Origin of the sequence: Rhizomicrobium sp. (genome assembly GCA_037200385.1) — a bacterium.
Lineage (GTDB): Bacteria > Pseudomonadota > Alphaproteobacteria > Micropepsales > Micropepsaceae > Rhizomicrobium.
Map to the genome: position 1 here is coordinate 3,076,901 of JBBCGL010000001.1, position 19,447 is coordinate 3,096,347.

Sequence of the window (19,447 nt, forward strand, 5' to 3'; positions counted from 1 at the left end):
TCCTACGGTCCGCCGCCTCCCCCGCCGCCGTGATGACCACCGCGGCCGCCGGCGCGGCGCATCTTCTTGAGCGCCTGCAGGCAGGGATCGCTGAAGCTGTCGCGGTTCTCCCGCAGGCACATGAAGAGATCCGGGCCGGTCTTGCCGGGGCAGTATTTGGCGAGGTCGGCGGAGCAATACTGCTTCATCATCGCCTGCATCTTGGCGCGCCGCGCCGCCTGGTCGGTGTCGCCGCCCGCCGCCGCGCCGCCGCCCGCCGCGCTGGGTGCGGCGACCGGCGCGGTCGCGTTCGGCAGCGTGACGGTCGCGCCGTCGCGCAAGCGGTCGGCGCCGTCGATCACCACCGTGTCGCCGGGCTTGAGCCCCTTGGTGATGCTCACATGCGTCGCGTCGCCGGGCCCGAGCGTGACGGCGCGCTGCGCCACCGTCTTGTCCGGCTGCACCACGAACACGTAATTGCCGTCCGAGCCGCGCTGCACCGCCGCGACGGGGATGAGCGTCTGGTCGTGCAGCGTGTTCACCAGCAGGCGCACATTGACGAACTGGTTGGGGAACAGCTCGCCCTTGGCGTTGTCGAACATCGCGCGTGCTTTCACCGTGCCCGTCGTCGTGTCGATCTGGTTGTCGACGGTCGACAGCGTGCCGGTCGCAAGAAGCTGGGTCTGGCCGCGATCATAGGCATAGACGGTCAGCGTCGCGCCGCTCGCGATGCGCGCCATCACGTCGGCGATATTGTCCTCGGGCAGGGAGAACAGGACGGAGATCGGCTGTTCCTCGGTCACCACCACGATGCCGTTGGTCTGTCCGGCGGAGACGGTGTTGCCGATATCGACCTGGCGCAGGCCGACGCGGCCCGCCACCGGCGAGGTCACGCGGGCAAAGCCCAGATTGATCGCGGCGGCGTCGACATTGGCCTGGTCGGCCGCGACCACGCCCTGGTCCGCCTTCACGGTCGCGAGCTGGGTCGCGTATTGCTGCTGCGAGATCGCCTTCTGGTCGCTCAGGGACTTGTAGCGCGCCAAGTCGACCAGCGCGTTCTGCAATGTCGCGGCGTCGCGCGCGAGCTGGCCCTTGGCTTGGTCGAGCGCGGCCTGATAAGGGCGCGGATCGATCTGCGCCAGCACGTCGCCCGCCTTCACCATCTGGCCTTCGGTGAAATAGAACTTCACGATCTGGCCGCCGACTTGCGGGCGGACGGTCACGGTCGCCAACGGCGTCACGGTGCCGAGCGCGTTCAGGGTGATGTTCATGTCGCCATTGGCGGCCGCCGCCACGCCGACCGCCTGTGTCGCGCCACCGAAACGGCCGGTCTTCTGCTCCGCAGAGGCCACCGAATAGACGCGCCAGCCGACCAGACCGACGATCAGCAGCAGGACGAGGATCCAGAGGGCGAGCTTGCCGCCGGGAATGCGGTCGGCGCTCCAGCGCCACGCGCGACCGGCATGCTCGGCCGCCGCGTCAAAGCCCCCCTTGAGGCTGCCGGGATTGCTCATCGTGATCTCGCTTGTGAAGCAGAAACTTGGCAGATGCCCCTGCCGAGAGGTGAATTAACAAACCGATAGTTCCGAATTTTGTCGAAAGTGTCGCGGCCAACATTGGACAGGCCGCCTAAAAGCCACCATATCCAAGATGTAACAAATTCTGCCGTTTGGCGTTCCTCCACCGACAGGGCTCCCTGGACATGCATGGTTTCTTCGCCTGGATCGGCGAGTCGGCCGACTGGCTGCTGAACTTCGCCAAGGCCCACCCCGAATCCGCCTTCGCCATCGCCTTTGCGGTCTCCTTCGGCGAGTCCTTCGTAGGTCTCTCCTTCCTGGTGCCCGGCACCACGATCCTGATCGGCCTGGGGGTCGTGATCCAGGCGACCGGGATCGATCCCGTCCCGATCTGGCTGGCGGCGGTGATCGGCGCCGTTCTGGGCGACTGGATCTCCTATTGGATCGGCCACCGCTACAAGGCGCACGCCCTGGCGATCTGGCCGGTCTCGCACTACCGCGAGCAGATGGACAAGGCGCTCGCCTTCTTTCGCAAATGGGGCGTCTGGGCGATCTTCCTTGGACGCTTCCTGGGCCCGTTCCGCGCCACGGTGCCGATCGTGGCCGGCATCTCGCAGATGCGCTTCTGGCCGTTCCAGATCGCGAACGTCACGTCGGCCTTCCCTTGGGCGGCCGCCCTGCTGGCGATCGGCGCACTGGGCACGGCGGCGCTGGGTCCGCTCGGCAGGCTGTGGCACGCCCTGTTCGGCTGAAACGAAAAACGGGCGGACCGGAATCCGGCCCGCCCGTCGTTTCGTATGGTCGGACACTGCCGGCTACGGCACGCGCGACGGGTCGTTGTCAGGCGTCGTCGGCGCAGGTGCCGAAGGCGCCGGCGCCGTGGGCGCAGGCGCGCTGTCGGTCGGCGCAGCCGGTGCGGCGGCTTCGCCGCCCTTGCCGGTCTTCTTGCGCGCGAGGTCGACCATCGTGCCATGCGCATCCGAGAAGCCGTTCAGCGAGAACGGGATGTCGATGGCCTTGGCCTCGATGAAGACGCGGATCTTGCCGCCGCCGGTGCTGCTGCCGAGCTGCGACACCGCCTCGTTCGGCATCAGCATCTCGATATAGCAGCCGCCGCGGTCGCAACGGCGATAGTGGAGCTGGTTCGAGCTGTAGCTGTCGGCCGACAGAAACAGGCCCTTGGGGATCGAGACGCCCAGCGGCACCGCGATCTGGATCACATGCCGGTCGTTCGACGGCACATAGGCGATCGAGATCGACAGGATGCGCTGGCCGCTCTGCTTGTTGGCCAGAAGCTCGAACATGTCGCAGGGCGACGGCGAATTGACCGGATAGCACCGCACCATCCAGTCGCCGAACTGCTTGGTGTCGGTCGGCTTGACCGGGGCGCCGCCGGGCGCGGCCGGAGCGTCCTGGGCGAAGGCCGTCCCGAAGGACAGCAGGCTCAGCGCAAACGCGGCGACAAGGCTCTTGCGAAGGGAAATCATGACCACAGCCTCTTGAACCAGGAGTGCCGCTTGGCTTCCGTATTGAGGAACACCCGATGGGCGTCCGCGAAGCCCTTGAGCGAGAACGGGAAATAAACCGGCTTGCCATCGAGACCGGCGAACAGGATGCGGCCGCCCTTGACGGTGGTCATCTTGCCCAGCAGGTCCTTGTTGAAGGTCGGGATGCGCACGACGCAGCCCATGCCGTTGCAATATTCGAAGTGGAAGACCTGCGGCTTGTCGGTCGGCTTGTCGCCGTCGAAGGCGATCCCGATGCCGGGCTCGAGCAGGATGTTGTACGGCACGGTGACGATCAGCGTGTCGACGTCCTTGATGCGGAGCAGGACGAACTGCGCCAGCGTCGTATGGCTCTTGTCGTCGACCACGTCCGACTGGATATCGCAGGTCGCGTCCTTCGCGGCCTTGTCGTTCTTGTCGGCCAGCTTGGGACAGGCGAGACGCCAATCGTCGTATTGCGCGGCGATCGGGATGTTCGGCGTCGCGAAGAGGCTTCGGTGCAGGAACCAGCCGGCGATGAGGCCGACCAGCACCAGCAGCACCCCAAAGGTGACGCGTGCGGATGTGCTATTCCAGTCAAGCATAAGGCCTTGGCCCCCAAATCTTCGAAGCGGGGCGCACTTAACGGGAAGGCAGGGGGGAGGGCAAGCCAAACCTCGGGCAAACCGCCTAAATTGGCATCCATCTCCGCGAATGAGGTAAATGGCCGCGTCAGCGGACCCAGGCCAGACCGACGGGCGGCGCCCGCCAGCGGCCCAAGGTCTCGAGGGCGGCGCCGAGGCCGGGTCGCGGCGCTTCCTCCGGCCGGGCGACCATCACCACCGCATCGCAGAGCCGGGCAAAACCGGGGGCCTCGGCCGAGGCCAGGACCGGAGGGACCGCCACGATGACCAGGTCGGAAATCCGCCGCAGATGGGCGAAAAGCTCGGCCGTCTTGGGCGAGGCCAGCACCGCTGCCGGATCGCGGGGCGGACGGGTCGCGGCCAGGATCAGCGCTTTGGATTTGGGATCGCGCAGCAGGGCTTGATTGACCGTGGTGGCGCCGGCCAGCACGTCCAGCATTCCCCCTTCCGCCCGTACCCGCGCGGCTTCGGTGAGCACCGGATGTTGCAGATGGCCGTCCACCAGGATGGTACGGATACCGGCGGCCGCGGCCGCGCGCGCCAGCGCCAAGGCCACGGTCGGGCCGGCACCTTCCTGTTCGGAGGTGGTCACGGCAACGATCCTGCCGGCACTGCCGGGGCGTGTCGGGGCGATGCGGCCCAGCAGGGCGCCCACGGCGCGAGAAAAGGGCGAAGCCGGCCAGTCGACGATGTGATCGGCAGCGCCTTCCGCCAGCGCGCCCGGCACCTCAGCAAGGATCGCGGGGGCACGGAAGGCCGGCTGGGGCGGCGCCGGAGCGGGTCTTGGCCGCGGCATAGGCTGGACCTGCGGCACCAGACGGCGCGGCGCCGGCGCAAAGCGTGCCGACAGCAAGGCGAAGAGACAGCCCAGCAGCAGCCCCGCGGGAATCGACGCCAGCACGATGAGCACCCGGGACGGCGAACTCGGTGCGCTGGGGACCGGGGCGCGGCTGATCACATGCGCGTCGGGATATTGCAGCCCTTCCTGGTCCTGGATGGAGGTCAGGCGGCCGAGGAAGGACTCGTAGAGCTTGCGGGTCGAAGCCGCGTCGGCTTCCAGCGCCCGCAGCTTCACCGCGGTCATGTCCTGGCCGGACGCCTGATGCTGCGTCGCGTTCAGGCTGCCTTGCAGCGAGTTCAGCTGGGCGCGCGCCACGGCGACGTCGTTGGCGAGGCCACTGGCGACGCGTGCCGCCTCCTCGCTGATTTTCTGGTCGAGGTCCTTGAGCTCGCTCTCGATCGCGATGCGCTTGGGATGTTTGGGGCCATAAGGGATGGCGAGTGCCGCCTGCTGGCGCAGCAGATCGGCCTGCTGGGTGCGAAGCTGGATGATCAGCGGCGACGCGATGATCTGCGAAATGTCGGCGGGGTTGCCGGCCTTCAGCAATGTCTGCACCTGGCTGTAGACCGCGACCTTGGCCGAGAGGTCGGCGCGGGCCTGCACGATCTGGCCGTTGATGCCGCCGAGCTGCGCCTCGATCAGCGACGTGCCGCCGGTGCTCGAGTCCAGATTGTGCTGCGCCCGGTATGTCAGCGCGGCGGCTTCCTGGATCTCGACCTGGCGGCCGAGATCTCGGATGCGTTGCGTCAGCCAGGTGCTCGTCTCGTCGGACGCATTGAGCTTCGCATCGACCAGGTCGCCGACATAGGCCTGCGCAATGGTGTCGGCGATCAGCGCCGCCTTGGCCGGATCGCGCGACGAGAAGGTCACGGTGATCGTGGTCGATAGCCCGTTCGTCTCGGCATAGAGATGGCCGAGAAAGGCATCGATGATCGCATCGCGCTGGATCGCGGCGCTGGCCGGCGCGGCCGGGCCTGCGAACCAGTTTCTCGGGTTGAGCTGTGCCAATAGCTGGCCGGTGGCGCTGGGCTGCAGCGCGCCGTTGAACTCCGGATCGTCATAGAGCTTGAGCTTGGCGATGACCTCGGCCGCGAGGTCGCGCGATTGCAGGATCTGAATCTGGTTCTGCAGCGACGCCGGATCGGTCGGCAATTGCGTGAGCACCGCGGAGCTGTCCGCCACCATGTTCTTGCGCGGATCGAGCATCACGACCGCAGACGAGGCGTAGCGCGTCGGCATCAGCAGGACGACGATGACGGCCAGCACGACGACCGCGGCGGTGACCCGCGCGATCAGGCCGAGCCGGTTGCGCAGGATGGCCAGGATATCGGCAAAGGTGATCGGCGGCGCTGGCGAACCAGGGCCTTCGGCCAGTCTTGGGTTAATCCCCTGGGACGACATGCCGTTCCCGCCGCGCCAAACACGTGCGAGCCTTTTGCTTCTCCTGAAGGATTTACTGCCCGACCGCCTGACGAAGGGTTAATGCCTCCGGCAGGCCCGGTCCGTCCCGCCGGTCCGGGGTCGGCTGGCCGGGCTCAAGACACGCGCGCAGCACGTCCGGATCGTCCCATGGCACGTCCGGATAGGCCGTGTGCAGCCAGCCACTTTGCGGATCGCGGCGCCATTCCTGCGGAAACAGCGCCAAAACGGGATTTTCGGTCAGGAGCGCTCTCGCCCCCTTGAGCGCCGGCGCCACGCAGGCGGCCAGCGCCGCCGGAAGGTCGTGACCGGCTCCGAAGGCAAAGGCGCAGGACTGTGTCGCCCTGGGGTTCATCTCCAGCAGATGCGGCTGGCCGTCCGCATCGCGGACGAAATCGAGCCCATGCAGGCCCGACAGGCCGAATCGCTCGGCCAGCCGGATCGCCGCCTGCTCCATGCGCGGACAATCGATGCGCCGCATGACGGTGGCCGGACCATTGACGTGAAGCGTCTCCAGCACATCCACATGGATGCTCGCCAGCACGCGCCCCTTCCAGCAGGCGAAGGCGCTGGTCGCCGGCGTCCCCGCCACGAAGCGCTGGAGGCTGACCGCCACCGGCGCGGGATGCAGCGCGGCCTGCAGGAAGTGCGCATCGCGCCGCAGGACCGCGCGCGCCACGCTGCGAAGACGCGACGGCGCAAAGGCCAGGCGCCGCCAGGCCAGCCGCGCCTGTTCGAGATTGCGCACGATGACGACCCCGTCGCCGCCCCAGCTCCCGTCGACCTTCAGCACGGCCGGGAAGCCCAGGCGCGACAGCGCGAGTTCAAGCGCGGCTTCGCCGGCGACCTGGACGGTCTGCGGCGCCGCGATATCCAGCGCCCGTGCCGCAGCGACGAAATCGCTCCGCGCCATCAGCGTCGCATAGCTTGCAAGACGTCCCAGCGAACGCTCGACGACCGCGGCCCTGCGCGGGTTGCGCGCGGCATAATCCAGGACCAGCGCCAGGGCGCGGTCGTCGCAGGGGACGATGAGATCCGGCGCGGCGCTTGCGACGGCGCGGCGCAACGATGCCGCGGCGAACAGCGGGCGATAGGCATGACGCCGGCTCAGGAAGCGGCTGCGGGCCGCGACGTGACCGTCGGGGAGCAGCGCTTCGACATGGGCGCCGACGCCCGCGAACGCGCCCGTCAGCCTCGCGGTCGAGGGCCAATGCACGGTCGTGACGAGGAGAGTCCGGGGGCTCATGACGGCAATGTAATGCGCCGGTCTCAACCAATCCTGAATGGCATGAAGGTTGGAACAGCCGTTCCGCGGGCCGGCGAAATGCGGATTTCGTCCGTCTCGAAACGAGATTTGTGCCGCTTTGGAACATTGCCCCTGTTTCGGAAGGTTGTCATGAACAGCATCGTCGACGTCGCCATCGTCGGAGCCGGCCCCTACGGCCTTTCCCTCGCCGCCCATCTGCGGGACGCCGGCATCGGCTTCCGCATCTTCGGCAAGCCGATGAGCACCTGGCGCGACCACATGCCGGCCGGCATGTGCCTGAAGTCCGAAGGCTTCGCCTCCAACCTCTCGGCGCCCGACAAGGCGTCCACGCTGGAAGCCTGGTGCGCCGCCAACGGCATCGCCTATTCCGCGCAGAACATCCCGGTGAAGGTCGACGACTTCGTCGCCTATGCCGACTGGTTCACCCGGACCTATGTCCCGTCGCTCGAACCGCACAACGTCGTCAAGGTCGAACGCGCGCCACATGGCTATTCGCTGACTCTCGAGACCGGCGTCGTCGTCCAGGCGCGACATGTCGTGATGGCGGTCGGCATCACTTGGTACAAGAGCCTGCCCGAGCAGCTCTGGCATCTCGGCCCCGATCATGCCTCGCATTCCTTCGACCACAACACGGCCGAGCGTTTCCGCGGCCGCGACGTGACGATCCTGGGCGCCGGCGCGTCCGCCATCGACACCGCCATCGCGCTCCAGGAAGCCGGCGCCAAGGTCCGCATCGTCGCGCGGCGCAAGAGCATCGCGTTCCACGTCGCGCCCGATAACGCGCCGCCCACCATCCTCGGCCAGCTGCAGAAGCCCGATACCGGCATCGGTCCGGGCTGGCGCTCCTTCTTCTGCACCAACGCGCCGCTGCTGTTCCATCGCCTGCCGCAGAAGCTGCGCCTCGAGATCACCCGCCGTCATCTCGGACCGGCGCCCGGCTGGTTCACCCGCGAGAAGATCGCCGGCCGGATCGCCACCCTGCTCGGCCGGCATCTCGTGCGCGCCGACATGGTCGACGGCCGCGTCGCGCTCGACCTGACCGACGAGAGCGGCGCCAGCCAGATCGTGATGACCGACCACGTCGTCGCCGCGACCGGCTACAAGCCGGACCTCAAGCGCCTGCCCTTCCTCGACGACGAACTGCGCGATGCGATCGATCAGGTCGACGGCACGCCGATCCTGTCGGACAATTTCGAGACCTCGGTGCCCGATCTTCACTTCCTCGGCCTGTCGGCGGCGAACAGCTTCGGGCCGCTGCTGCGCTTCATGGTCGGCGCCGAATTCGCCGCGCCGCGCCTCTGCGCCCATCTCAAGCGCCGCACGATAAGCGCCGTCGCGAAGAAGGCCGCCTAGCCGCGCGCGGCCGCGCCGCCCAAGGCCTGCGCGATGGCGGCATGCATCGCGGTCGGCTGCATCGCGGAATCGAAGGGCAGGCTGCGCGGCGTGCCGCGCAGCCAGGTATCGCGCGCGCCTTCCGGCTTGAGGAAGCGGTCGGACAGCCCCCAGGTCAGCAGCGCGACGGTCGCGGGATTGTCGAGCGCCACATCGAGCAGGCGCCGGCTCGCATCCGCCACGCCGCGATCGCGCGCCGGGAAATCGACCGGCCCGCCGCCATCGTCGACATCGTGCTCGGTGATCAGGATGCGCAGCCCCATCGCCTGCACTTCGCGCAGGAACGCCGCGAGCTTCGCCTGATTGATGGCCGGCCCGAAAGCCGTGATGTGGCCCTGCAGACCGAGCGCACCCACCGGGGTGCCGCGCGCCACCAGGCCTTCGAGCAGTTTCAGCGTCGCGCGCCGCCGCGCGTCGTGATCGGGCGTGTCGCTCTCCAGGCCGTAGTCGTTGTAGACCAGCAGCGCCTGCGGATCGGCGGCGCGGGCCGTTGCGAAAGCGTGGTCGATGCAGGCGGGTCCGAACCGTTTCAGCCAGAACGTCTCGCGCAGGCCGTCGGCGCGGCCGTCCTGCGGCTCGATCGCTTCGTTGACGACGTCCCAGGAATGCATCCGCCCGCGATAATGCCCAGCCGCCGCCGCGATGTAGCGGGTGAAGACCGTCTCGTCCTTCGCCTGGGCCACGGCATCCTCCAGCCAGGGCGGGTTGGCGGCGAACCAGAGCAGCGTGTGGCCGCGGAACAGCATCGCGTGACGCTCGGCAAAGCCGAGCAGCGCGTCCGACGCCGAGAAATCATACGCGCCGCGGACCGGTTCGGTGAGAAAGCGCTTGAGCTCGTATTCCGGCACGAGGATGCCGCAATCGCGCGCCGACGCGGCGGCGAAATCGGCGTCGCGCAGCCAGTAATTGTTGTTGGCCGCGCCGAACAGCAGGCCCTTCGTGGCCGCGAGGGCGCGCAGCGGCGCCGTGTCTTCCGCGATCTCGGGCCGCAGCGCCGCCGCCACCATCGGCGCGGCCGCGAGCGCGGCGACGCCCGCCAGTGCGATGCGCCGCGTGATCATGGCACCGCGACCGGCTTGCCGATGCCGAGCCGGCCGATCGCGCCATCGGCCAGCGCGCGATAGGCGCGGTCGGGCAGGAATATCTGAAGAAAGACGATGACGGCGAGTCGCGGCCGGTAGCAGCCGGCCAGCAAGGCCGCCGTATAATAAAAGAGTGCTCGCAACGGCCGCGCCGGCACGACGCCCTTGGCGACCGCCCAGCCGCGCCCGCCCAGATACGCCTTGCGCGGAATGCGCGGCTTCATCTTCTCCAGCCAGGCCGCCAGGCGTTCCGTGCTGCGGCCGGCCGATTGGCGCCGGGGATCGAAATGATCCTTCCACACCGCGCCGGGCGCCTCGGCCATCGCGAAGCGACAGCCGCCGAGCGCCAGCCGGATCGCGAAATCGGTATCTTCCGCCTCGCGCAGATTCTCGTCATAGAGCGTCTCGCGCGCCAGCGCCGCCGGCACCACCGTCGTGATGGTCGGCACGAAGCCGCGGTCGCAAAGCAGGTAGCTCGCCATGTCTTCGCCGGACGCCAGGGCGCGCGGCGGCTTGACGATGGTCTTGCCGCCGCCGCGGTCGACGAGGATCCGCGCATAGCCGGCCGTCCGTTCCGTGCCGGTGAGCAGCCTGCGCATGGTCGCGAGATGATGCGGCAGGAACACGTCGTCGGAATCCAGGAACGCGATGAAAGCGCCCCGCGCATTGCGGATGCCGGTGTTGCGCGCCGCGCCGCCGCCGCCATTGTCCTGCCGGATATAGCGGATGCGCGCGTCGTGCGCCGCGCTCACGGTCGCGCCGGGATCGTCCCTGGAACCGTCGTCGATGACGAGGATCTCGAAATCGGGATCGCTTTGCGCCAGCACCGAAGCCAGCGCCGCGCCCAGCACATCGGCCCGGTTGTAGACCGGGATCACCACCGAGAAGAACGGCGTCACGGCCGCACCCGCTCGCGCATCTCGCGGGCCGAGAGGCGCAGCAGGGCGATGATGAGCAGGATCTGTCCCCATTGCGCCGACGTCACCTGGATGAAATCGGACTCCATGAAATTGTGCAGCATGTCGAAGGTGAACAGCGTGAAGAGCATCGCGTTGAAATTCGCGTCGGTGCGGTCGGCGCGCCAGAATTGCGCGAAGGGCTGCACCACCAGTGCCAGGACGCTGATCGCGAAGCCGATGCCGCCGATGGTGACGAGCATCTCCAGATAGCCGCTATGGCCCTCGCCGATCTGCGACACCCAGCCGGGGCCGACATAATAGTAGATCGGCGAGCGCACCCCCGTGTTGCCGAACGACCCGAAGCCCGCGCCCAGCAGCGGATGGTCGTGGATATAGGCGAGCTCCGCCGACCAGATCGCCGCGCGGCCGGTGAATTGCTGCGGGTCTTCCAGGACGCGCGCGATGAAGCTCCACTCGTAGAACACGACGCCGGTCACGACGACCGCCAGCAGCACCGCCGCGACGCCGGCGATCGCGCGGTCGAGCTTGTTGCGCCAGGCGACGCGATAGAGCCCGCCGGCGATCAGCGCCACGGGCAGCAGGCCGAGCGAGGATTTCGAGCGCGTCATCACCAGGAAGAACAGCGACGCGGCGCAGAGCAGCATGTCGCTGCGCCGCCGCGTCTCCAGCGCGAAGAAGAAGAACAGCGCCGTCGCGCAGGCCGCGATCGAGCCGGCCTGGTTCTTATGGCTGTGCAGCCCGCGCCAGGCGCCCGCAAGGCCGGCTTCGAGATCGCTCGGCTGGTGCACCGCCGCCGGAACGACGAGACACGACGCGATGTCGGTCAGGATCAGCACCGCCATGAGGTTGCGCCAGATCGTCAGGGAGCGCGTCACGCCCAGCGTGTCGACCGAGAGCAGCATGGACAGCACGAAGATCGCCGCCAGCACGGCGCGGCGCGCGACGATCGCGGGCTCGTCCGTCCACAGCGACGAAGCGAGGCACCACAGCAGCAGCAATCCGACCAGCGGCGGCACCGCCGTGATCGCCAAAACGCCGCGCTGCCGCAGCGCGGCATAGAGGATCAGCACGAACGTTCCGAGGAACGCCACCTGGCGCAGCACATCGCCCGAAGCGGTGGCGGCGTCGCGCGCGGCGATCGCGGCGCTGGTGCGCGCGTCGAACGGCGTCAGGCCGACGAAGATGAGCAGCAGGACGAGAACGAACCCGACCTCGCCGATGCGCGTGTCGAGACCGGGCCGTAAGGGTGCAACGCCGGTGGCAATGCCCTCATTCGCCATGGGTCACGGAATACTCGTTGTATCGCCGTCCGAACAGCGCAGCCGCCTTGCCAGCAGCGCGGAACAGGCGGCGCAACGCATCGGCGCGCCGATTCGCGTCGAAGGCGAGGATGGCGAACAGCACCGGCGACAACAAGAGCGCGCCCAAGATCTTGGCGATTTCTCGCGCCTGCGCCGCCAGGCTCGGCCCGTATTTCAGGAACACCCGCATGTCCGAATTGCCGATGGAATAGGCGCGGCCGAGCGCCCATTTGAAGCTCGTGCGGCTTGCCGGCACGAAGGTGTGTGCCAGCCCCTCGTCCGACCAGGCGAAGCGCGCGCCTGCGGCTTTCAGGCGTGTGAAGAAATCGCGATCCTCGCCGCCGGTCAGCGCGAAGGCGGGATCGAACCAGGGCTGCGCCAGGCTCTCAAGCGCGCCGCGCGTCATCAGGAGATTGCCGGCGCCTTGCAGCATGTCGACCGGGCCGCTCGGCTGGCGGATATCCGCCATGCCGTCGAAGCTCTCGGCCCACACACCGGGACGCGATTCGAAGTCGAACAGGATCGAGCCCTGCAGCACATCCGCGCCGGTCTTGGCCCGCGCGGCCAGCAGCGCGTCCAGCCAGTGCGGCTCGGGCCACTCGTCGTCGTCGAGCATGGCGAGGAATTCCATGCGCGGATCGGACAGCGCCGCCGCAACCAGTGCGTTGCGCGCCTGCGCGATGCCGCGCGCCTCGACGACCACGCAGCGCAGCGGCCAGCGATAGTCGCGCAGCTTGCCGCACAGATCGAAGCCCTCATGCTTCTCCGCGTCGTTGTCGGCAACGAGTATGCTGACCTTCGCGGCCGTCTCGAGCTTGGCCAGTCCGGCCAGCAGGCGGGCGAGCCCGCGCGGGCGGCGGAAGCTCGGGATGGCGACCGTCACCTCAGGCATGGGCGGTCTGCCAGCCGCGGCGGCGCTTGAGGATCGCCGCGGTCATCGCCAGATCGCCGGCGACGATGCCGAGCAGCGAGGCGATCGGACCGAACGCCAGCAGCAGGGCGAGCGTCGCGGCGAGCGAGACGACCGACGCCTTCATGCCGATGGCGGCGAGCGTCTGGAATTCGCCCGCCGCCTGGAGGAACACCGCGTCCGGCGTGCGCAGGGCGCGGATCGCCATGATCGCCACCCAGATCGCGAGGATCGTCCACGCCGAACCGGCGTCATAACCCTGCTTGAGGACGATGGAGGGGAACCAGAGCAAGAGGGCCGCCGCGAGAAGGATGGTGCCGGCCAACACTGCGGCCGCGGCGGTTCGAAATTCCTTAACGGCTTGGAAAGCCCGGGCGACGTCGCCGGCGCCGATGGCCTTGGCCATCACCGGCCGCTCCATGTCGGGCAACGCGGAGAGAACCACCGCCACCGGCCGCATCAGCAGGCTGCCCAGCGCCAGCAGCGCGAAGGCGCCCGGGCCGGAGAAGAAGGTCACGAAATAGGCATGCGCATTGATCGTGAGTTCCGTCGCCGCGACGCCGAGCAGCGACCAGCGGGTGAGATCGCGCCACACCGGCGCATAGTCGGCAAGGCGGCCGGCGGCAGACGGCGCGAGCTGCTTCACGAGATAGGACCTGTCGAACATCAGGAGGCTCGCCGCGGCAGCGCCGAACAGCACGACCGCGGCATAGGTCATCGTCATGCGGTCGGCGAGATAGAGGATGCCGAGACCCAGGACCAGCAAGACGCCGTAGACGACGTCCGAACCCGCGGCGCGGCCCGGCGCATCCGTGGCGTAAGCGTAGACCCGGCCCAGCCAGCGCAGGCTCATCGTCGCGCCGTAGAGACCGAAGATCGCCGCGGTTTCGAAGCCCAAGCCGCTTGCCGCCAGCGACACCGTCACGACCGCGAAAGCGAAGAGCGCAAGCAGCAGATTCGCCTTCTGGAAGGTCGCCAGTTCCGCCGCATCGACCGCGCCGCGCTTGCGGATGCCGATGGTGGTCGGCGCGCCGATCAGCGCGGCGGCCGCGCTGATGCAGAACGGCACGATCGTCATCACGAAGGAGAAGAAGCCGAAATGGATCGGCGAGAGGGTGTGGAGCACGAGCACGGCGGCCGCGAAATGCGCCCCGGACATGGCGAGCGGGCCCGCGACGGACAGGGCGTAGCGGCGCGCGATCGCGAGGGGCTTCACGAACGGCGAAGGAACGGCCGCAACGCGCTCGAGGCCGGCGGCGGGATTTGCGAGTGTCGCGGTTTGCAAGGGCTGTCTCCTGTTGGGAGACGAGGTTGCAAGCCCGATGCCAATCGGACGGTGGAAAATCCTTGTTCCACAGGGTCTAAACGGCCGGGTGCGACCGTGTCAGGATCAGGAACGCCGCCAGCGGATTGGTCACCGCATAGCGCCAGAACAGCCGCTTCGGCTCGCGCGCCAGGCGGTACAGCCATTCCAGCGCCCAGTCCTGCATCCAGCGCGGCGCCCGCCTGTAATCGCCGGTGACGAAATTGAAGCAGCCGCCGCAGGTCACGATCCAGCCAGCCTTCAGGCGATGCTTGTTGCGGACGCAGAATTCGTATTCCAGCGGCACGCCGAGGCCCACGAAGACGATGTCGGCGCCCGAAGCATTGATCGCCGCGCAGATCGCCGCGTCCTCGCCGCGCTTGAAGTAGCCGTTGCGCCGTCCGACGATCTGCAGGCCCGGATAGGTGAAGCGCAGGATGTCGGCGCAGGCCGCGTTGGCCGCTTCCGTCGCCCCGAGCAGGAACACGCGCAGCCCGAAGGCCGCCGCGGCCTTCGCCGCATCGTGGATGTAATCGGTCGTCGCGCTGCGCTCTGGGATCGGCGTGCCGGCGAGTTTCGCGCCCCACACCACCGGCTGGCCGTCGGCATGGATCATGTCGGCCTGCGCGAACAGCGCGCGGAAGCTCGGATCGGTCGCCGCCATCGCGATGGCGTGCCCGTTGGAGGCGAAGACCAGCTTCGGCGCCTGCTCGCGGCGGCGCGCCACGAAGCAATCCTCGACCATGATCTGGGTCATCTGCTCGCGGCTGACGCAGGCGGTCTTGAGGCCGCCGACCACCACCTCGGCATACTGGTCGTTGGCCGGGCGCGGGAAGGCGCGGCGTTCGGGCTGCGGACGGGTTTGAAGCGCGGCGTTCATCAATGGGCGTTCCGGGCGCGCAGCACTTCGAACGGGGTGCGGGCGAGGATCAGCAGATCCAGGCCGAGACCGGCGTTCTTGGCGTACCAGATGTCGAAATCGACCCGGGCGCGCATCGTCCCGACCGTCGGGGTCTCGCCGCGATGGCCGTTCACCTGGGCCCAGCCCGTGACGCCCGGCTTCACCGTCTGGCGCAGCGTGTAGTTCGCGATCAGGCCGGCATAGTGCCGGTCATGGGCGCGGGCATGCGGCCGCGGCCCGACCAGCGACATGTCGCCCGCGATGACGTTGAGCAGCTGCGGCAGTTCGTCGAGGCTGGTCGCGCGCAGCCATTTGCCCGAGCGCGTCACGCGGCAGTCGTCTTGCGTCGCCTGGATGACGGTATCGCCGTTCTCCATCACGGTCATCGTGCGGAACTTGAAGATGTCGAAGGGCCTTCCGCCCTGGCCGAGGCGCGTCTGGCGGAAGAAGACCGGGCCGCCGGCGTCGAGGCGGACGATCAGCGCCAGCAGCGCCAGCAGCGGCGACAAGATCACCAGCGCCGGCAGCGCGATCGCCAGGTCGAGGAGGCGCTTGAGGATGGGCTGCAGCCGGGCGGGCCGGCTGTCGAGATTGGCGGGGGCGCGCCACAGATTCTCGGGCGAAAGCTGGAAGGCCTTGGCGATGTCGTTGGAAGCGACCCACAGCACATCCGCACCGGGGCGCGCGGCGGTCACGTCTTGGGCGAATTGCTTCTGCAGGCTCACGGCCGTCTCTCGCTGTGTTGCGAGAGATGGATTGCATCGGGCGGGCCAGCGCCCCCGGGCACGCTTCCGTGCCGCTTTGGCACGGAAGCGTGCCGTTGCAGGCTTAACGCGCGTAAAGGAAGACGGCCGCCGGGAACGAGTCCCGCCGCGAGACTCCTACCCCGCCAATGAGCGCTGCCAGCGCGCCAGGCGCGGATTGCCGGCGCGCAGCAGCGAGATCAGGGTCGGCAGATGCGAGGCCCGGGGCGCCAGGCCGTAGCGCGGCAGGAGGAACGGATTGGCCGCCGCATCGAGCGTGCCCGACAGTGTCGTGAAGCCGTAATCGTAGCCCGCGTCGCGCACCGCCTGCCACGCCTCCCGGCAGACATCGCCCGTGTTCCCAAAGGGATAGGCGAAATATCGGCAAGGCCCGACCATCGCCTCGACCCGGCCTTTGGCGAGCACGGCCTGCTCGCGCAGCATCGCCGGGGCCTGATAGGCGTTCATCGGCCAATGCCGATGGGCATGCGCCCCGATGGTCACGCCGCGGCGCGCCAGCGCGCGCACCCCGTCCCAATCGAGGAAGCGCTCCGAGTCGAAGGTCGCAAGCAGGTCCGCCAACCGGACGGGATCGAACTGCGCCATCATCGCGTCGACCGCCTGCTGCGCGCTCACCATGTCGAGCGCCCGGAGCTGCCAGACGATCTGCTCCGCCTGCGCATCGCGCGCCGTGCCGAGGACCAGCGGCTGCGGCAGATGCGGGATGGCGTAACGGCCGGCCGGCGCCCGCCGGACGAACAGCTGCGCCAGGAAGATCGGGTTGCGCGCCCCGGTATCGATGTGGTGGGTGCTGACGAACAAGGTCCAGGGCAGCGCAAGCTCTTCCAGGATGTCCGCCGCGACGCTCAGCGTATTGGCGTAGCCGTCGTCCGACATGAGGAACAGCGCGCGCGGATGCCGCGTCGGCGCCTTCAGCACGTCGTCGAGCGCGGCCAGCGGCAGCACGTCGAAATTCGCCTTCAAACTGCGCGCGATCGCGACGAAATCGGCCGTCTCGTGATGGTTGGTCTGCAGCTTCGGATCGCGCGTCGCCGGCGCAACGCCGTGGAACAGCACCGCCGCCGGGCGGCCGAACGGCCGCGCCGCTTCGGCCGGTATGAAGCGGCCGAGCCCACGCGCGATCTGTCCCAGGCGGCTCATGACGGAAGGATGGCCTGCAAGCCTTACGCCGCGATTAACCCGTTGCTAGGTTCGGAGGGAACCTTGGGGGGACGGTCATGGCCGAAGCGGATGTTCTGAAGGACTATACGCAGTTCGATTTCAGCGACGGGCGCTGGACCCGGCCGGTGTACCGCCGCGGGACGGGCCCGGCCGTGATCGTGATCCACGAAATGCCCGGCCTGCATCCCCTGGTGGTGCGCTTCGCCGATCATGTGGTGGAGGCCGGGATGACGGTGTTCCTCCCCAGCCTGTTCGGCACGCCGGGCAAGGTCGCCACGCCCGGCTATGCGATGCGCGAGATCTTCAAGGCGGTCTGCATCCGCCGCGAGTTCGACGTCTGGTCGTCCGACCGCTCGAGCCCGATCGTCGACTGGCTGCGGGCGCTGGCGCGGAAGGCGCATGGCGAATGCGGCGGCCGCGGCGTCGGCGCGGTCGGCATGTGCTTCACCGGCAATTTCGCGCTCGCGATGATGACCGAGCCCGCGGTCGTCGCGCCGGTCCTGTCGCAGCCTTCCCTGCCCTTCGCCCTCGGCGCCGAACGCCGCGCCGGCATCGGCTTGTCGCCGGCGGAAATCTCCTGCGTGAAGGACCGCTTCGACAAGGAGGACCTCTCGGCGATGGCCCTGCGCTTTCCCTCCGACCGGCTGGTGCCCGATGCGCGCTTCGCGACCCTCAAGAAGACCTTCGGCGACAAGATGGAGATCGTCGAGCTTGCGGACGAGCACGCCGCGAAGGAGACCGGCATGGCGCCGCATTCGGTGCTGACGATCCATCTCAACGAGCTTCTCCCCGACGGGCCCAGCAAGCAGACCGAGCGGCGCGTGATCGCCTTCTTCAAGGCGCGGACGGGGGCATAGGGTGTCCTTGCCTGTCATCCCGGCCAAGCGATGCGCCAGCATCGCGCCGATCCGAGACCCATCGAGATATTTGCGCGATGGGTCCCGGATCGGACGCTGCGCGTCCGTCCGGGATGACAGTCTCGTAAAGAAATAAAGGACGGAATCGCCTGCGCGTTTCCGTCCCTGGCGCGCGCCGCCGGCCAGCGGCGGGCCGCATCCGGCGCACCGACAGGCACTGATCGCGTCTCCCCACAGTCCTGTGCCGTCCCGCACTCGCGCTGCCGGGCCTTCTTGTTGGAAGCGGCATCCGCGAGGCGTTGTTCGCGCGGGCGAGCACGAGCGCGCGCCCCGACCTGTATGGGCTCATGCTGCACGCGGTTAGATCATACCATCCTCAAGCGTTTCCGACGCGCGGAGTATGGGGCCGGTCCGGAAAGGGGGGACAAGATTTGTTCGAATGCAGACAAATCAAGGACGAGAGGCGATCTTGTTCCGCGTTATCCCGCGCGAGATTTTCGAATCATGACAATGGGCGCCGGTTGTCCGCCGCATCCGCGGGCAATGACGGTGGGCGTGGGCCGGGATTATTTCGGCGGCGCGGCCGTGGATTCGCGCACGACAAGGGTGGGTACGATTTCGGTCTTGTCGCCGGTGTTGGTGCGCCGCTCGCGCGTCGTGGCGATCAGCTTGGCCGCCGCCATCCGCCCCATGTCGCGGATCGGCAGCCGCACCGTGGTCAGCAAGGGATAGAGCCGCGAGGCCAGTGCGCTGTCGTCATAACCGACCACCGAGAGGTCGCGCGGGATGACGAGCCCCGCATCGCGCGCCGCCTTGTAGACGCCGGCCGCCATCTCGTCATTGCCACAGAAGATCGCGGTCGGCCGCGGCTCGAGCGCCAGCAGGGCGGCCGCGCTCTCGATGCCGCTCTCGAAGGAATAGGCCGCCTCGCGATCGAGCGCCTTCGACAGCTTCAGCCCCGCTTCGCCGAGTCCCTGGGCGAAGCCGCGGCGCCGCTCATGCGCCGAGCGGAACAGGGACGGGCCCGAGATATGCGCGATCCGCGCATGGCCGAGCTTCACGAGATGGCGCGCCGCCTCGAGCCCGCCGATATGGTCGTGCGTCACCACCATGCTGTCGGGCATGTCCAGCGCGATCGAGGCGATGCGGACATAGGGGCATTCGGTCTCGTCGAGGATCGCGATCAGCCGCTCGTCTTCGGACACCGGGGGCGGAAGGACGACGCCGAACAGCTTGTGCCGCTCGATGAAGGCGCGCATGTCGGAGAGGAAACCGGGATCCTGGCGGCTGCAGGGACGGATCACGAGCTCGAAGCTCGTGCCCTTCATCGCATCGAGGATGCCCTGCTGCATGCTCACGATATATTGCGGCGTCGGGCTGTCGTAGATCATCCCGATCAGGAAGGAGCGGCGGAAGGCGAGGCCGCGGGCCTGGGGATCGGGCACGAAGCCGAGCTCGGCGATGATGGCGCTGATCTTCTCGCGCGTCTCCCCGCGCACGAAGGGCGATTCGTTGATCACCCGCGACACGGTCTTCTTGGAGACGTTCGCCAGACGCGCGATGTCGTTGATCGTCGGGCGCCTGGCCCGGCCGGCCTCCGGCGGCGCCGAGACGGCGGCGACGGGATGGCCGGCGCGTTTTCGCGATGTCACCAAATCACCGAGAAAGAGAAAGGCCGTTATCCTATGATGATACCGGTTACCTT

Annotated in this window: 17 protein-coding genes; 3 read left to right on the forward strand and 14 right to left on the reverse strand. The window is 68.3% G+C overall.

From position 1 onward, the window contains the following. Positions 1-2: 2 nt before the first annotated feature. On the reverse strand, positions 3-1,493 hold the full coding sequence (locus tag WDM91_14580) for an efflux RND transporter periplasmic adaptor subunit (protein MEI9995819.1): 1,491 nt from the start codon (positions 1,491-1,493) through the stop codon (positions 3-5). Positions 1,494-1,681: 188 nt separating this feature from the next. On the opposite strand from WDM91_14580, the gene WDM91_14585 reads away from it, so the two are divergent. After that, entirely contained in the window at positions 1,682-2,248 is a 567-nt protein-coding gene (locus WDM91_14585) for a DedA family protein (GenBank protein MEI9995820.1), read from the forward strand. 63 nt (positions 2,249-2,311) lie between these two features. Here WDM91_14585 and WDM91_14590 read toward each other — a convergent pair whose 3' ends face one another. The 4 genes from WDM91_14590 to WDM91_14605 all read right to left on the reverse strand — a co-directional run bounded on the left by WDM91_14590 (position 2,312) and on the right by WDM91_14605 (position 7,130). Then, on the reverse strand, positions 2,312-2,983 hold the full coding sequence (locus WDM91_14590) for an invasion associated locus B family protein (protein MEI9995821.1): 672 nt from the start codon (positions 2,981-2,983) through the stop codon (positions 2,312-2,314). Then, positions 2,980-3,585 carry an invasion associated locus B family protein gene (locus tag WDM91_14595; GenBank protein ID MEI9995822.1) on the reverse strand — a complete coding sequence of 202 codons (606 nt, stop codon included), beginning with the start codon at positions 3,583-3,585 and terminating at the stop codon, positions 2,980-2,982. The genes WDM91_14590 and WDM91_14595 overlap by 4 nt, the downstream gene beginning before the upstream one ends. A 127-nt stretch (positions 3,586-3,712) precedes the next feature. Further along, positions 3,713-5,866, reverse strand: a complete 2,154-nt coding sequence (locus WDM91_14600; GenBank protein ID MEI9995823.1) for an exopolysaccharide transport family protein — start codon at positions 5,864-5,866, stop codon at positions 3,713-3,715. Between the two features lie 52 nt (positions 5,867-5,918). After that, complete coding sequence (locus WDM91_14605; GenBank protein MEI9995824.1) at positions 5,919-7,130, reverse strand: ATP-grasp domain-containing protein; 1,212 nt, start codon at positions 7,128-7,130, stop codon at positions 5,919-5,921. 150 nt (positions 7,131-7,280) lie between these two features. On the opposite strand from WDM91_14605, the gene WDM91_14610 reads away from it, so the two are divergent. Beyond that, on the forward strand, positions 7,281-8,504 hold the full coding sequence (locus tag WDM91_14610) for an NAD(P)-binding domain-containing protein (GenBank protein ID MEI9995825.1): 1,224 nt from the start codon (positions 7,281-7,283) through the stop codon (positions 8,502-8,504). Here the strand turns inward: WDM91_14610 and WDM91_14615 are convergent. From WDM91_14615 to WDM91_14650, 8 genes are all read right to left on the reverse strand, one after another. Next, entirely contained in the window at positions 8,501-9,604 is a 1,104-nt protein-coding gene (locus WDM91_14615; GenBank protein MEI9995826.1) for an endo-1,4-beta-xylanase, read from the reverse strand. The genes WDM91_14610 and WDM91_14615 overlap by 4 nt on opposite strands. After that, the gene (locus tag WDM91_14620) at positions 9,601-10,524 is read right to left on the reverse strand and encodes a glycosyltransferase family A protein (GenBank protein MEI9995827.1); all 924 of its coding nucleotides are present in this window, start codon (positions 10,522-10,524) and stop codon (positions 9,601-9,603) included. Before WDM91_14620 ends, WDM91_14615 begins: the two co-directional genes overlap by 4 nt. Beyond that, on the reverse strand, positions 10,521-11,825 hold the full coding sequence (locus WDM91_14625) for an O-antigen ligase family protein (protein MEI9995828.1): 1,305 nt from the start codon (positions 11,823-11,825) through the stop codon (positions 10,521-10,523). Before WDM91_14625 ends, WDM91_14620 begins: the two co-directional genes overlap by 4 nt. After that, positions 11,815-12,738, reverse strand: a complete 924-nt coding sequence (locus WDM91_14630) for a glycosyltransferase (GenBank protein MEI9995829.1) — start codon at positions 12,736-12,738, stop codon at positions 11,815-11,817. The genes WDM91_14625 and WDM91_14630 overlap by 11 nt, the downstream gene beginning before the upstream one ends. Next, entirely contained in the window at positions 12,731-14,041 is a 1,311-nt protein-coding gene (locus WDM91_14635; GenBank protein MEI9995830.1) for a hypothetical protein, read from the reverse strand. The genes WDM91_14630 and WDM91_14635 overlap by 8 nt, the downstream gene beginning before the upstream one ends. A gap of 76 nt (positions 14,042-14,117) precedes the next feature. Then, positions 14,118-14,939 (reverse strand): WecB/TagA/CpsF family glycosyltransferase, encoded by an 822-nt coding sequence (locus WDM91_14640; GenBank protein MEI9995831.1) that lies wholly within the window; start codon positions 14,937-14,939, stop codon positions 14,118-14,120. Beyond that, entirely contained in the window at positions 14,939-15,685 is a 747-nt protein-coding gene (locus WDM91_14645) for a sugar transferase (GenBank protein MEI9995832.1), read from the reverse strand. Before WDM91_14645 ends, WDM91_14640 begins: the two co-directional genes overlap by 1 nt. 156 nt (positions 15,686-15,841) lie before the next feature. Next, complete coding sequence (locus WDM91_14650) at positions 15,842-16,864, reverse strand: polysaccharide deacetylase family protein (GenBank protein ID MEI9995833.1); 1,023 nt, start codon at positions 16,862-16,864, stop codon at positions 15,842-15,844. A gap of 77 nt (positions 16,865-16,941) precedes the next feature. On the opposite strand from WDM91_14650, the gene WDM91_14655 reads away from it, so the two are divergent. After that, positions 16,942-17,742, forward strand: a complete 801-nt coding sequence (locus WDM91_14655) for a dienelactone hydrolase family protein (GenBank protein MEI9995834.1) — start codon at positions 16,942-16,944, stop codon at positions 17,740-17,742. Between the two features lie 566 nt (positions 17,743-18,308). Here the strand turns inward: WDM91_14655 and WDM91_14660 are convergent. Next, positions 18,309-19,394, reverse strand: a complete 1,086-nt coding sequence (locus tag WDM91_14660) for a LacI family DNA-binding transcriptional regulator (GenBank protein ID MEI9995835.1) — start codon at positions 19,392-19,394, stop codon at positions 18,309-18,311. Between the last annotated feature and the right edge of the window lie 53 nt (positions 19,395-19,447).